Raw genomic sequence first — 15553 nt, forward strand, 5'->3', positions numbered from 1 at the left:
ACTGTTATTTTTATAAATCAAGGGTATGATTGTAAATATTATAGGAATACTCAGAATTAAAAATAAAACATAAATTTGTAGATTTAGTTTTATTTATCAACATATTTTTAGTCATTATAAAAAGCCGTATTCATTATGAATCACTTCGCTAATATATAGATAGACAACTTAGTTTGTTATGTTATATATTAAATATGTTATATAATAATTTTAAAATGATATCCTTGTTACGATTAAAAGGAGAGTTGATAAATGAAATATGCTGGAATACTTGCTGGTGGAATCGGTTCAAGAATGGGGAATGTTCCTTTACCTAAGCAATTTTTAGATTTAGATAATAAACCGATTTTAATACATACAATTGAGAAATTCATTTTGTTAAACGAATTTGAAAAAATCATCATTGCTACACCGTCAAAATGGCTATCTCATACGATTGATACATTGAAAAAATATAATATTTCAGATTCAAGAATTGATGTCATTGCAGGCGGTAAAGATAGAAATGAAACGATTATGAATATTGTTGAACATATTGAAAAATATAAACCTATAGAAGAAGACGATATTATAGTCACTCACGATGCTGTGAGGCCTTTTTTAACATATCGAATAATCAAAGAAAATATTGACGGTGCTATTAAATATGGTGCTGTAGACACTGTTATTGAAGCTATTGATACTATTGTCGTTGCTGAAAATCAAGACAGCGTCACTTCTATTCCAATAAGAAGTCATATGTACCAAGGACAGACCCCGCAGTCTTTTAAAATCAAATTATTGAAAGAAAGTTACAACCGATTAAATGAGAAACAAAAAGAAGTATTGACGGATGCTTGCAAAATTATCGTTGAAAATAATCAGACAGTCAAACTAGTTAGAGGAGAAACATTCAATATTAAAGTAACGACGCCATATGACTTACAAGTAGCTAACGCTATTATCAAAGGTGACATCCATCATGATTAATCAAATTTATCGCCTTACTTCTCCAAGACAATTTGAAGTTTCATACGATAGTGTCGATATTTTTAGTGATTATGTTATAGTTCGTCCTCAATATTTATCCATTTGCGCTGCAGATCAACGATATTATACAGGTAATAGAGATAAACAAACGTTAAAAAAGAAGTTGCCTATGTCTTTAATTCATGAAGGGGTAGGTGAAGTTGTATTCGATAGTAAAGGTATCTTTAAAATAGGTACTAAAGTAGTCATGGTTCCCAATACGCCAATAGAAAATAGTGATTTCATTTCAGAAAACTATTTACCAACCAGTCAATTTAAATCGAGTGGCTATGATGGATTTATGCAAGATTTCAATTTATTAAAACATGATAGAGTTGTACCTCTGCCAGAAGGTAGCGACTTAAGTATATTGTCATACACGGAATTAGTTACTGTTAGTTTGCATGCGATTGATCGTTTTGAACAAAAGGCAACTGGTCATAAATCGTCGTTTGGCGTATGGGGAGATGGCAATTTAGGTTATATTACCGCACTTCTACTTAGAAAATTATATCCAAAAGCCCAAATATATGTTTTTGGAAAAACAGATTATAAATTAAGTCATTTTTCTTTCGTAAATGGCGTTTACCACATAGATAATATAACCGATGATTTAGACATAGATCATGGGTTTGAATGTGTTGGAGGTAAAGGTAGCCAAGATGCAATCAACCAAATCATTAATTTAATTAGACCAGAAGGAAGTATTTCTTTATTAGGTGTTAGTGAAATGCCAGTTGAAATCAATACTAGACTTATTTTAGAAAAAGGACTGACAGTGATAGGTAGTAGTCGAAGTGGTGCTGAAGACTTTAAAAATGTAGTTAATCTTTATGAAAAACACCCTGACATTATTGACAAGTTAGCATTATTAAAAGGCGAAGAGTTTGAAATTCGTACTATTAATGATGTTATCAACGCTTTTGAATCAGATTTATCTAATTCATGGGGAAAAACAGTTTTGAAATGGATTATGTAATACGAAAGGATGCTCATATTGATCAAGACAAAACTATATATAGATAATATTTACTGGGAAAGAGTGCAGTTATTTATAGAAGGACATGTAGATAATTTAAATATTGAAAAGAGTGAGTTTGTTTTAAGAAACTTAACAGAAACAAAAGAATTAAAAGCTAATCAAGTTGAAATTAATGAAAACAGATTTATTTGTCGATTTAATGTGGCTATTCTTGATAATGGCTATTATTTATCTTCAGGACAGTACCTACTAGTTAATAAACAACAAGAAGAACATATTGCTACTATGAATCAAGAAGTCATTAATCAATTTTATGAACAGCTTGATGAGACAGAGTTAGTCTCGTATGAAGCTCTGGAAACCTCAAACGCAAAAATGAACTTTTTACTTGAAAGATTAATGAAAGAATTCCATAAAGGTGGTAGCTCTAATACGACTGTTTATACAGTTAAACCCGAAATTTCAAGTGAAGTAAACGAACTTGTATTAAATGTAATGTATAAGGTGCCGAGAAAGAGAAATAGTATGTTAATAGAAATGTATAAAGAGATGAGACTTAAATATAGAAGTTATGCATATAACATTAGAGATAGTATCTTCAAATCAATATTTTATGTTACTAAGTTTTTCCATCTTCGAAAGGGTAAAACAGTATTATTTACTTCGGATTCAAGGTCAAATATGTCTGGCAATTTCAAATTCATATATGATGAAATGATTAAAGCTAATTTAGACCAAAAATACGATATTCATGCGTTATTCAAACCCCATATTACAGAAAGAAGAAAGTTTATAGATAAATTTAAATTCCCATATTTATTAGGAAAAGCAGATTATATTTTCGTTGATGATTATCACCCTATGCTTTATAAAGTTAAATTTCGCAAGTCACAAGAGATTATACAAGTTTGGCACGCAGTTGGGGCCTTTAAGACAGTAGGGTTTAGTAGAACAGGAAAAAAGGGTGGGCCATTCTTTAATTCTCTTAATCATAGAAATTATACTAAAGCATATGTTTCTTCGGAAAATGATATTCCGTATTATGCAGAAGCATTTGGGATAAAAGAACAAAATGTAATACCTACTGGAGTACCTAGAACAGATATATTATTTGATGAAGAATATAAAACTAAAATTATCAATAAAATGGAAACAGTAATACCTAATATTAAAGGAAAAAAAGTGATATTATTTGCACCAACATTTCGAGGAAGCGGACATCATACTGCACACTATCCGTTCTTTAAAATTGATTTCCAAAGGTTGGCTAAATATTGCAAAGATAACAATGCCATAGTTTTATTTAAAATGCATCCATTTGTTAAAAATAAATTGAAAATTCCGAATAAATTTAAAAAGTATTTCTTGGATATATCTGAATTAAGAGAAGTAAATGACTTGTTATTTATTACGGATATTTTGATTAGTGATTATTCTTCATTAATATATGAATTTGCAGTATTTAAAAAACCGATGTTATTTTATGCATTTGATTTAGAAGATTATATTACGACACGAGATTTTTATGAAAGTTATCAAACGTTTGTACCTGGTAAAATTGTTCAAACGTTTGAAGCATTAATGGAATCACTTAATAATGAAGACTTTGATCAATATAAAGTAGAACCTTTTTTAAATAAACATTTTAAATATCAAGATGGTAGGTCAAGTGAACGATTGGTTAGACATTTATTTGGTAGTTAGAAGTGAAGTGCATTAAGCAATGACAGCAAGGAGGTCATCAATGAAGCAAGCATATATGATAGTGCATGAGTTAGATGTTAATAAAGGCGGCATGACAACAGCTATGCTTACTAGAAGTAAGTACTTCTTAGATCATAAAATCAAAGGACATATTGTCACTTTTGATTATAAAATACATTATGATAGTATTCTCAAAAGTTTAGTATCTTCAAATAAAATGGATAAAAGAACGGAAATGTTTAATCCATTTATCTATTTTAAAAAGAAATCTAACAAATTAATAAGAAAGAAAAATAGTCATCCATATAAAGAATTAGCAAAAATGTTAAAAGGTACTGTGGAGATAAAACAAAATAAAAATATATCAAGATTTTTCAATAATAAAAGTGGTGAATACATAGCTTATAAACGAAAGATAAATCGCCAACAAAGCGTTATCGATGTATTTGAAAATAATACACGATTAAAACGAGTATATTTATTTAATAACAAAATACATAAAGTTGATGTATTTAATAAAGATAATAAACTGGTTGCTGAACAATTTTATGATAATCAAACTTACTTATATTTATATAGACAGATTAGCGCTAAAAATGGTGTGATTGGTAATACCTATTTAATTAATGAGAAAAAGCAATTTAGTAATAATGTTGAATTTTGTAGTTATTTTTTAGACAGGCTAGTCAAAGACGATAAGAATAGTATTATGATTTGTGATGGTCCAGGTAGCTTTCCTAAAATGTTAAATACTAAGCATAAAAAGGCCAAAAAATTCTCGGTTATTCACACTAACCATCATAAAAACTTTGATAATAGCGGTGCTAAAAAGAAACATGAAGATTATATATTGAAAAAAGCAGGTTTGATAGACGGTGTCATTGTGTTAACAGAAGGACAAAAGAAAGACATTATTAAAGAATATGACATCAAAAACTTATATGTGATTAGTAACTTTATAGATATTCAAAAGGATGATTTAAATAATAAACACCATAAGGTTGTAGGACAAGTCTCTAGGTTAGTAGCAACAAAGGGTCTAAATTATCTATTGGAAGTCGCTGAAAAAGTAATATCAAAAGATAATAGCATAGAATTTCATATATACGGGGATGGACCAGAAAAAGGTAATTTGGAACGGATGATCAAGGAAAAGCAGTTACAGCATAATGTTAAGTTGCTTGGTTATACAAATGAACCTTTGAAGAAGATTAAAAAATTTGGTTGTGTTGTTTCAACTTCTCAAGTGGAATCTCAAGGTTTGAGTATTGCCGAGGCAATGTTACAAAGAAAACCAGTAGTAGCTTTTGATATTAAATATGGTCCATCTGATTTTATAAAAGACGGCGAAAATGGATATTTGACTGAAAATAAAGATATTGAAAGTATGGCTGAAAAAGTTTTAGAAATTATTAATAATAAAGATTTAGCGAATCGACTTGGTGAAAACGCAAGAAATAATGTTGTAGGATTATTTAGCCCTGAAAAGATAATGAATCAATGGCTTAATATTTTTAAATAAAATTAAAAAAGTGTTAGGACAATTACAACTTTGTCCTAACACTTTTCTTTTTTATTATAAGTTAAATAATCTAGCGAAAAATCCTTTTTTCTCTTCTTTAGGCTCTTGATGAGCTAGAGGAGAAGATTGTGATTCAACATGGTCTTTATTAGTATTAGATACTTCAGATGTAGATGTTGAATGAGATGTAGATTGTGCTTGAGTTGATTGTTCTGAAGTACTTAATGATGTACTTTCTTTTTTATTATCAACACTATTAGAAGTGCTCAAGCTGTCAGTAGTTGTTGACACTGATGTAGATGCAATTGTTTTGTTTTGATCTGAATTATTTTCACTTGATGAAAGTGACGTAGATTGTGATGATGAAGTACTTTGGCTTGAAGTACTATTCACAGCATCATTATTGCTTTGTTTTGATTCAGAAGCAATAGCTTGTTGCTCATCTAACTTTTTAGTATGAGATTGTTGAGTTGATTGTATTGCATCTTGTGTAGTTTGAATCGCTTTTAATGATTCAGTGTTAGCATCTATTTTAGAAGTAATTTGGCTTTGTAGTTCTTTCAGTTCTTGTTGTTGATGATGAACTTGGCTAATCATTTGGCCTAACATTTGACGTTCTTCACGCATTTTTTGAATTTCACTACGTAAGTCTTCTACCAATTGTGAAATATTTTGATCAGTTGGTAATTGACTATTATCTTCTTTTACTAAGACTTGAAGGAAATCTTTTTCCTTTTCTAATTCTTCAAATGCTAAATCATAGCTATTAGTTTGCTTTACTTTATCAGCAATATCTTTAAATAATTCGATATCTTCTTCTTTAAAATCAGTTGCTTCACGTCCACGATATTCAGTCTTACTAAGTTGATAGCCACGTTCTTCTAAATGTTGGACGATTTTACGGACTTGTTTTTCACTTAGCTCGACGCGTTGTGCGAATTCTTTAGTTAACATTAATAAAGTCCTTTCATATTATGGTTTATGTATACTGACGGTTGTCTACGGTTAGTGAAACCTCAGTCTTACCTCATATGATAGTTTACCGTTATTTATAGTTAATTTCAAGTTTTGTTACAGAGGGCTTCTTAATTTCATTTGCTCAAGTAAAGGATATATTATATCTCTTGAAATACGGTTGGCGAAGACATATTTAAGAATGTAGTTAGACTTAACACTTGTGCCATAAATATCTTTTGATAAAAGAATGTTAGCTTTGATAAACAAGTCAATTTCTTTGGGATCTTCATCATTAGTATAATTTGGATGAATATAATCAATTTCGGTTTGTTTTTCGAATTGATGTTCATATAAAAATTGTCTGCGATGCTCAAGTACTTTATTTGTTTCTTCGTCAGTTGTTAGAGGTTCTCTTGGAACTTCCATCATTATAAAATTGATATCTCTATCATGAATGTCGTTAGATAGAACATTTAGTTGTTCTTCAATTTTTTCTAATGTTTTAGACATTACCTCATCATGGTTATCTTTGTTCTTAGTGATGAGATAAATGAGGAAAGCAGAATTGGTTGTTGCTTCGTAATGTGCACTAGCCATACTAACAACTTCATCATTTTCAACACCAACAATAAATGCATAATCTTTTTCAGTCTTATTATTTTCAAGTGATTGTTTGAAAATATGACTGTCCTCAGTAAGGCTGATGTCTACTTTTGAATCGTAAATTTGTAATGCTTCGTTGAAATATGGATCGTTAGCAGACGTTATTGTTTTAAATTCCATTATGACACCCCCGAAAATATATTTTGTAAATTATATCATAACTTTGTACCTGGTACGGATAGATGAATGTGTATGAAAATATTTATAAAAAAACACTATAACTGTAACGACATTGCGTATCAGTTATAGTGCCATACTTAGCATTGTTTTAACATTAGCAAATTATGATTTTGGTCCTTTTGATTCAGAAGCATAATGTGTAATGTCAATTTCTTCATATGCTGCATTATGTTCTTCAACTTCATTATGAGAAGAACGGTCACGATTAGCAATAACTAAAAATTTACCGTCCAAAATGTCTTGTTTATGACTTTCGATTTCGTCATCACTTAGATTATATCGTGTAAGCACAGCGTGTTCACCGTCTTCACCAATAAGTAATCTAGACATACGGTCACTAAATGAACCGCTTGTAGCAATTAAACTAATTTGAGAATCGTGTAAATCATCTAAATGTAATTTTGAACGACTAATAACTGCTAATTCACTTTCTAAATAGCCTTCAGATTTCTTTTGGTTAATCACGTTGTATAATTCTGATTGATTTTCTACTACTGTAATTTCTGCCATGATTATCGCCCCTTATTTTTTCTCTTAGTTCAAATTCTATACCCTTGCCCTATAATTATAAAACTTTTGTTTATATAATTATATAATTTTACTGATTTATTTACCAAATTTATTTTTGAATTAAAAATCAAAACGCTTTCAGTGAGAACTACTGTTAAGACAAGGGTGATAGTGTATGATAGATATTGAAAAAGTAGCTGAAATTTGCTATCATCATTAAATAATTTATATGACTCATATAATCTAAAGAATATGGCTTTAGAAGTTTCTACCATGTCGCCTTGAACGACATGACTATGGGTAACAATTCAATACTTAGGAGCAGTTTAAATCGATCAAAATATGAAGGGCTAATGTTAAATGTGTTATTGATATAGGGATTTGTTATGCAATCTTACAAAGGTCCTTTATCTATTTGTATACATTTAATTATCGATTAATTTGACGTATCTACTTCTTTATTTGCTAATTGACGCAATGTATTGCACGTTCCCTCATAGATCCTGAAACTTAATCAAAGTTTGGGGATTTTTTTGTATCAACAAGTCTATGGATTACATAAATTTGAGGAGGTTTTCCGGGTGGAGTCGTTAGGACGTAAAGTAAAAGAAGATGGTGTAGTCATTGATGAAAAGATTTTGAAAGTAGACGGTTTTTTAAATCATCAAATTGACGCAAAGTTAATGCATGAAGTAGGGCAAACATTTTATAATCAGTTTAAAAATGAAGGTATTACTAAAATATTAACTATCGAAGCATCTGGTATTGCACCAGCCATTATGGCTGCTCTTCATTTTGATGTACCATGTTTATTTGCTAAAAAAGCAAAACCTAGTACTTTGAAAGATGGTTTTTATCAAACAGATATCCATTCATTTACTAAAAATAAGACAAGTACAGTTATCGTTTCTGAAGAATTTCTTGGTGAAGATGACACAGTCTTAATTATTGATGATTTCTTAGCTAATGGTGATGCATCACTAGGATTAAACGAAATTGTCAAACAAGCCAATGCTAAAACTGCAGGCGTTGGTATTGTCGTAGAAAAGAGCTTCCAAAATGGTCGTCAAAGACTTGAAGATGAAGGATTGAATGTATCTTCATTATGTAAGGTGGCTTCATTAAAAGGTAATAAAGTGACGCTATTAGGTGAAAATTAATGAAGAATTTTATTCTTAGTATTCAACATTTATTAGCCATGTATGCAGGAGCGATTTTAGTACCGATTATCGTTGGTACTAGTTTGAAATTCACACCAGAAGAGATTGCGTATTTAGTTACAGTTGATATTTTCATGTGTGGTATTGCTACATTCTTACAAGTTAATAAGGTGACAGGTACCGGATTGCCAATCGTCCTAGGGTGTACCTTTACGGCGGTTGCACCTATGATTTTAATCGGTCAGACAAAAGGATTAGGTGTATTATACGGTTCATTATTCCTATCAGGTATCTTAGTAATTATTATAGCGCCATTTTTCTCTCATTTAGTTAAATTCTTCCCACCAGTAGTGACAGGAAGTGTTGTAACAATTATTGGTATCAATCTTATGCCAGTTGCAATGAATTATTTAGCAGGTGGCGAGGGTGCTAAAGACTACGGTAATCCTAAAAATATCATTTTAGGCGGCGTTACACTGATTGTCATTTTAATTCTCCAACGATTTACTAAAGGATTCTTGAAATCTATCGCTATTTTAATAGGGTTAGTTATCGGAACAATTTTAGCAGGTATCTTTGGTATTGTGGATATCAAACAAGTCGGAGAAGCCAATTGGGTTGGTATACCAATGCCATTCCGATTTTCAGGATTTGGATTTGATTTAAGTGCAACGCTAGTATTCTTTATAGTAGCCATTGTAAGCTTAATTGAATCAACAGGTGTCTATCATGCATTAAGTGAGATTACTGGGAAAAAATTAGAAAGAAAAGATTTTCGTAAAGGTTACACTGCGGAAGGTCTAGCTATAGTAATAGGGTCTATGTTTAATGCATTCCCATATACTGCTTATTCTCAAAATGTTGGGCTTGTATCTTTATCAGGCGCTAAGAAGAATAAAGTAATTTATGGAATGGTAATCTTATTACTTATTTGCGGATGTATTCCTAAATTAGGTGCTTTAGCTAACATTATTCCATTACCAGTATTAGGTGGTGCTATGATAGCAATGTTTGGTATGGTAATGGCATATGGTGTGAGTATTTTAGGTAAAATTAATTTTGCAAATCAAAATAACTTATTAATTATTGCTGTATCAGTTGGTTTAGGTACAGGAATTAGTGCCGTACCACAAGCATTTAAAGGTTTAGGAGAACAATTTGCATGGTTAACTCAAAATGGAATTGTTTTAGGCGCTATCTCTGCAATTATCCTAAATTTCTTTTTTAATGGTATAAACTATAAACAAAGTGAAGAAAATGTGAAATAATAGAACAAACTATATAATATTGGAGGCTGTTTTTAAATGTGGGAAAATAAGTTTGCTAAAGAGTCATTAACATTCGATGATGTATTATTAATTCCAGCTCAATCAGACGTGTTACCAAGCGATGTTGATTTAAGCGTTCGTTTATCAGATAAAATTCAATTGAACATTCCGATTATTTCTGCTGGTATGGATACAGTTACAGAATCTAAAATGGCAATTGCGATGGCAAGACAAGGTGGACTAGGCGTTATCCATAAAAATATGGGTATCGAAGAGCAAGCTGATGAAGTACAAAAAGTAAAACGTTCAGAAAATGGCGTTATTAGTAATCCGTTCTATTTAACTCCTGATGAAAGTGTTTTTGAAGCAGAAGCTTTAATGGGTAAATATCGTATTTCAGGTGTTCCAATTGTTAACAATAAAACAGATAGAGAATTAGTAGGTATTATTACTAATAGAGATTTACGTTTTATTGAAGACTTTTCTATTAAAATCTCAGATGTAATGACTAAAGAAGACTTAATTACAGCTCCAGTAGGTACAACGTTAGATGAAGCAGAATCAATTTTACAAGAACATAAAATTGAAAAGCTTCCTTTAGTAGAAAATGGCCGTTTAGAAGGACTAATCACAATTAAAGATATTGAAAAGGTATTAGAATTCCCATATGCAGCTAAAGATGCTAATGGTCGTTTATTAGCAGCGGCAGCAATCGGTATTTCTAAAGATACTGATATTAGAGCTGAAAAATTAGTAGAAGCAGGCGTTGATGCACTTGTTATTGATACTGCACATGGTCATTCAAAAGGTGTTATCGAACAAGTTAAACATATCAAAGAAAAATATCCTGACATCACATTAGTTGCTGGTAATGTGGCAACTGCTGAGGCGACTAAAGCACTATTTGAAGCGGGTGCAGATGTAGTTAAAGTTGGTATTGGACCAGGTTCAATCTGTACAACTCGTGTAGTTGCAGGTGTTGGTGTACCACAAATTACAGCTGTTTATGATTGTGCAACTGAAGCACGTAAACAAGGCAAAGCAATTATTGCAGATGGCGGTATTAAATTCTCTGGAGATATCATTAAAGCATTGGCAGCTGGTGGACACGCTGTAATGTTAGGTAGCTTATTAGCAGGAACTGAAGAAAGTCCTGGTGCTACTGAAGTATTCCAAGGTAGACAATACAAAGTATATCGCGGTATGGGATCTCTAGGTGCTATGGAAAAAGGTTCAAATGACCGTTACTTCCAAGAAGATAAAACGCCTAAGAAATTCGTACCAGAAGGTATTGAAGGCCGTACAGCTTATAAAGGACCTTTACAAGATACAGTTTATCAACTTATGGGCGGTGTAAGAGCTGGTATGGGTTATACTGGTTCTGAAAATCTTGAAAAATTACGTGAAGAAGCACGATTCACACGTATGGGACCAGCTGGTTTAGCAGAAAGCCACCCACATAATGTTCAAATCACTAAAGAATCACCAAACTATTCATTCTAATAAGATTTAAAGGAGAACGACAATTATGGAAATGGCGAAAGAGCAAGAGTTAATTCTTGTCTTAGACTTTGGTAGCCAATACAACCAATTAATCACAAGACGTATACGTGAAATGGGTGTATATAGTGAGTTACACGACCATGAAATTTCTATTGAAGAAATTAAACGTATGAATCCAAAAGGTATTATATTATCAGGTGGTCCTAATTCAGTTTATGAAGAAGGTTCATTTACTATCGACCCTGAAATTTATAACTTAGGTATTCCTGTATTAGGTATTTGTTATGGTATGCAATTAACTACTAAATTATTAGGTGGTAAAGTTGAGCGTGCCAATGAACGTGAATATGGTAAAGCAATCATTAATGCGAAATCTGATGAATTATTCTTTGGCTTACCATCAGAACAAACTGTATGGATGAGTCATTCAGATAAAGTGATCGAGATTCCAGAAGGATTTGAGGTTATCGCTGATAGTCCAAGCACAGATTATGCAGCTATCGAAGATAAATCTCGTCGTATTTATGGTGTTCAGTTCCATCCAGAGGTACGTCATACTGAATACGGTAATGACTTATTAAGAAACTTTGTGCGTCGTGTTTGTAATTGTACAGGCGAATGGACAATGGAGAACTTTATTGAAATCGAAATTGAAAAAATTCGTGAACGTGTAGGTGACAGAAAAGTTCTATGTGCTATGAGTGGTGGTGTAGACTCATCTGTTGTTGCTGTATTATTACACAAAGCGATTGGTGATCAATTAACTTGTATCTTTGTCGACCATGGTTTACTTCGTAAAGGTGAAGGCGACATGGTTATGGAACAATTTGGTGAAGGTTTCAACATGAATATTATTCGTGTTAATGCACAAGATCGTTTCATGGATAAATTAGCTGGTGTATCAGACCCAGAACAAAAACGTAAAATCATTGGTAATGAATTTGTTTATGTATTTGATGATGAAGCATCTAAGTTAAAAGGCGTAGATTTCTTAGCGCAAGGTACACTTTATACAGATGTAATTGAATCAGGTACTAAAACAGCTCAAACAATTAAATCTCACCATAATGTAGGTGGATTACCTGAAGATATGGAATTTGAATTAATCGAACCAATTAACACGTTGTTTAAAGACGAAGTACGTGCTTTAGGTATCGAGTTAGGTATTCCAGAACATTTAGTATGGAGACAACCATTCCCAGGTCCTGGTTTAGGTATCCGTGTACTTGGTGAAATTACTGAAGATAAATTAGAAATCGTACGTGAATCAGACGCGATATTAAGAGAAGTAGTTAGAGAAGAAGGTCTTGAAAGAGACATTTGGCAATACTTCACTGTACTTCCAGGTATTCAATCTGTAGGTGTTATGGGTGACTACCGTACATACGATCATACAGTAGGAATTCGTGCTGTAACATCAATTGATGGTATGACTAGTGACTTTGCTCGTATCGATTGGGAAGTCTTACAAAAGATTTCAAGCCGTATCGTTAACGAAGTTGACCACGTTAACCGCGTTGTCTACGATATTACTTCTAAGCCACCTAGTACAATAGAGTGGGAATAATTAAATAATATATATTTAAGGCTAGAAACCCTATATTAGCGGTTTTCTAGCCTTTTTATTTTGCTTTGAATAAGTCATGTATAAATTGTTCTATATTTTTTTAAGAACTTCCTTCGATAATCTTATTTAAAATTCTTATTGATTAATCGGAAATAAACCTATAGAATGTAAAACGTAATAATTACTATTTACATAACAGAAAAAGAAAGGGAGTTTATTATGGCTAAAATTCCAGTAACTGTGTTAAGTGGGTATCTAGGTTCTGGTAAAACAACATTATTGAATCATATTTTACAAAATCGTGAGGGGCGACGAATTGCGGTTATTGTTAATGATATGAGCGAAGTGAATATCGACAAAGACTTAGTAGCAGAAGGTGGAGGTTTATCTCGAACTGATGAAAAATTAGTCGAGCTATCAAACGGTTGTATTTGTTGTACGTTGCGCGATGATTTGCTAAAAGAAGTTGAACGTATTGTTAAAAAGGGTGGTATTGATCAAATAGTGATTGAATCCACAGGTATTTCTGAACCTGTACCTGTTGCACAGACGTTTTCTTATATCGATGAAGAATTAGGGATTGATTTAACGGCCATTTGTCGATTGGATACAATGGTAACGGTTGTAGATGCTAATCGATTTATTAATGATATTAATTCCGAAGATTTATTAATAGATCGTGATCAAAGTGTAAGTGATGAAGATGAACGTACCATTGCGGATTTACTTATCGACCAAGTAGAGTTTTGCGATGTGATGATTATTAATAAAACAGATTTAGTATCAAAAGATGCATTAAATCGATTAGAACAAGTTTTAACGACACTTCAACCTGAAGCGAAAGTGATTAAAACTGTAAATGCTAAGGTTGATTTATCAGAAGTATTAAATACACAACGTTTTGATTTTGAAAAAGCAAGTGAATCTGCTGGCTGGATTAAAGAATTAACAGAAGGGGGCCATGCGGAACATACACCAGAAACTGAGGAATATGGAATTTCTTCATTTGTATATCGTCGACAATTACCTTTCCATGCTGAAAGATTTAATGAATGGTTAGAACACATGCCGGAAAATATTGTTAGAGCTAAAGGAATAGTCTGGTTAGCTCAATATAATCAAGTTGCATGTCTATTTTCTCAAGCTGGATCGTCTCAATCGATATATCCAGTAACATACTGGGTAGCGAGTATGCCACGTGCAAAGCAGGAAATGATTTTAGAAGAAAGACCTGATGTTGCAGAAGAATGGGATTTAGAATATGGAGATCGTCATACACAATTTGTTATTATCGGTACAAATTTGAATCAAGAGCAAATCATTAAAGATTTAGATCAATGTTTAATCAATAGTAGTGAAATTGATGCAGATTGGTCACAATTGTCAGACCCGTATCATTGGACGATTACATCCAAATAATCTAGATTTTAAAAAATAAAGTTTCACGTGAAAACTACATATAAAAAAGATACGTCCTTGTACTACTTATAAAGTAACAGTAGTACAAGGGCGTACCTTTAAATTATTTAATATTATCTTTTACAAATTTACCGGCTTTTCCTTTAAATGATTCTCCGCCAGCCATTTCTTGTTTGGCATATTTATCTGTAGAATTATTCCATAAATTATAACCATAAGTACGAAGACCATAAATTTTTGAATATTTCCCATCTAACATAGGAGAACCAGAAGCACCAGCTCTGAAAATATCTTTTGTCATAATTTCAGTACCATTTGCTGAAAATTGGACGAATCTTAATTTACTAAAATAAGCTTTAGTATTGTCGCCATTTTGCCATGGATATCCTAATGAATATAATGGTGTATTAAATTTTAATCCTTTGATTTCCTTGTCAGTTGCTAATCGTATTGGCTTAACATATTTAGACATTTTCTCTTTGGTATGAACAACAGCTATATCATAACCTGATAATTTTTTTACATCAGAGGCATGGAATTTATAAGGAATATGCTTCCCATCTCGGTTCATTGCGAACGAGATATATTTCGCTGAAGCGGCTTTCCCATTTTTATCATCAATAACATGAGCATTTGTAACAAACGTATGATCTCCGATAACTGTACCTGTGCCCATTGAATCTTTGCCTTTACCTTTATGGCCATTCATATTAGAAACTCGACCAATTGCTTTTAAATTATTTTTATTAGCTTTTGTATAATGTTCAATACTGATTGAGTTTTTACTTATTTTCTTAGCTTTGGGATAAGCTTGTTGGTCAGATGGAGAATTTAATCCATCACGGTAGTAATGATCTGTTTCAGCATGCGCTTGTTGAGAAAATGTTGCAGTGGCTGTCAACGCAATTGTAGTGATCATGACACTGCTAATAATCGTTTTTATTGGTTTGAAATATGACAAAATAGAAGTCCCCTTTGTTTTTTAAAGTTGATACGAAATTTTAAAGAAAGTCAAAATAAAATAATGATTATTGTAAATTTATTATCATCAATCAGTTTCATTATATGTGAAATAAGTTGTATTACAATAGAAAATCTAAAATTTATAGT

13 protein-coding genes and 1 riboswitch are annotated in these 15553 nt (G+C 31.8%); of the genes, 9 read left to right on the forward strand and 4 right to left on the reverse strand.

Annotation, left to right across the window (positions count from 1 at the left end; all coding sequences use genetic code 11):
• Positions 1–252: 252 nt before the first annotated feature.
• The 4 genes from CD121_RS04605 to CD121_RS04620 are packed head-to-tail and all read left to right on the forward strand — an operon-like array spanning position 253 to position 5216.
• Entirely contained in the window at positions 253–969 is a 717-nt protein-coding gene (locus tag CD121_RS04605) for a D-ribitol-5-phosphate cytidylyltransferase (RefSeq protein ID WP_017638447.1), read from the forward strand.
• Entirely contained in the window at positions 962–1987 is a 1026-nt protein-coding gene (locus CD121_RS04610; RefSeq protein WP_070451905.1) for a zinc-binding dehydrogenase, read from the forward strand. Before CD121_RS04605 ends, CD121_RS04610 begins: the two co-directional genes overlap by 8 nt.
• An 18-nt stretch (positions 1988–2005) precedes the next feature.
• Positions 2006–3694 carry a teichoic acid ribitol-phosphate polymerase TarL gene (gene tarL, locus CD121_RS04615; RefSeq protein ID WP_126567523.1) on the forward strand — a complete coding sequence of 563 codons (1689 nt, stop codon included), beginning with the start codon at positions 2006–2008 and terminating at the stop codon, positions 3692–3694.
• 40 nt (positions 3695–3734) lie between these two features.
• The gene (locus tag CD121_RS04620; protein WP_126567524.1) at positions 3735–5216 is read left to right on the forward strand and encodes a glycosyltransferase; all 1482 of its coding nucleotides are present in this window, start codon (positions 3735–3737) and stop codon (positions 5214–5216) included.
• Between the two features lie 54 nt (positions 5217–5270).
• On the opposite strand, the gene CD121_RS04625 is transcribed toward CD121_RS04620, so the two are convergent.
• From CD121_RS04625 to CD121_RS04635, 3 genes are all read right to left on the reverse strand, one after another.
• Complete coding sequence (locus tag CD121_RS04625; protein ID WP_126567525.1) at positions 5271–6170, reverse strand: hypothetical protein; 900 nt, start codon at positions 6168–6170, stop codon at positions 5271–5273.
• A gap of 117 nt (positions 6171–6287) precedes the next feature.
• Positions 6288–6956, reverse strand: a complete 669-nt coding sequence (locus CD121_RS04630; protein ID WP_126567526.1) for a hypothetical protein — start codon at positions 6954–6956, stop codon at positions 6288–6290.
• Positions 6957–7118: 162 nt separating this feature from the next.
• Positions 7119–7526, reverse strand: a complete 408-nt coding sequence (locus CD121_RS04635) for a YflT domain-containing protein (protein ID WP_017638441.1) — start codon at positions 7524–7526, stop codon at positions 7119–7121.
• 214 nt (positions 7527–7740) lie between these two features.
• Positions 7741–7843: riboswitch (purine riboswitch) on the forward strand.
• Between the two features lie 264 nt (positions 7844–8107).
• Between CD121_RS04635 and xpt the strand changes: the two genes are divergently transcribed.
• The 5 genes from xpt (at position 8108) to CD121_RS04660 (ending at position 14443) form a co-directional block, all read left to right on the forward strand.
• Positions 8108–8686 (forward strand): xanthine phosphoribosyltransferase, encoded by a 579-nt coding sequence (xpt, locus tag CD121_RS04640; protein WP_017638440.1) that lies wholly within the window; start codon positions 8108–8110, stop codon positions 8684–8686.
• Positions 8686–9954 (forward strand): xanthine permease PbuX, encoded by a 1269-nt coding sequence (pbuX, locus tag CD121_RS04645; RefSeq protein ID WP_046467370.1) that lies wholly within the window; start codon positions 8686–8688, stop codon positions 9952–9954. Before xpt ends, pbuX begins: the two co-directional genes overlap by 1 nt.
• A 36-nt stretch (positions 9955–9990) precedes the next feature.
• Positions 9991–11457 carry an IMP dehydrogenase gene (gene guaB / locus CD121_RS04650; protein ID WP_126567527.1) on the forward strand — a complete coding sequence of 489 codons (1467 nt, stop codon included), beginning with the start codon at positions 9991–9993 and terminating at the stop codon, positions 11455–11457.
• A 25-nt stretch (positions 11458–11482) separates the two neighbouring features.
• Positions 11483–13024 carry a glutamine-hydrolyzing GMP synthase gene (gene guaA / locus CD121_RS04655; RefSeq protein WP_017638437.1) on the forward strand — a complete coding sequence of 514 codons (1542 nt, stop codon included), beginning with the start codon at positions 11483–11485 and terminating at the stop codon, positions 13022–13024.
• Between the two features lie 219 nt (positions 13025–13243).
• Positions 13244–14443: a GTP-binding protein gene (locus CD121_RS04660; protein WP_126567528.1), complete on the forward strand. Its 1200-nt coding sequence runs from the start codon at positions 13244–13246 to the stop codon at positions 14441–14443.
• A gap of 103 nt (positions 14444–14546) precedes the next feature.
• Here the strand turns inward: CD121_RS04660 and CD121_RS04665 are convergent, their stop codons facing one another.
• Complete coding sequence (locus CD121_RS04665) at positions 14547–15404, reverse strand: trypsin-like serine peptidase (protein ID WP_029056577.1); 858 nt, start codon at positions 15402–15404, stop codon at positions 14547–14549.
• Between the last annotated feature and the right edge of the window lie 149 nt (positions 15405–15553).

Origin of the sequence: Staphylococcus pasteuri (genome assembly GCF_003970495.1) — a bacterium.
Taxonomy (GTDB): Bacteria; Bacillota; Bacilli; order Staphylococcales; family Staphylococcaceae; genus Staphylococcus; species Staphylococcus pasteuri.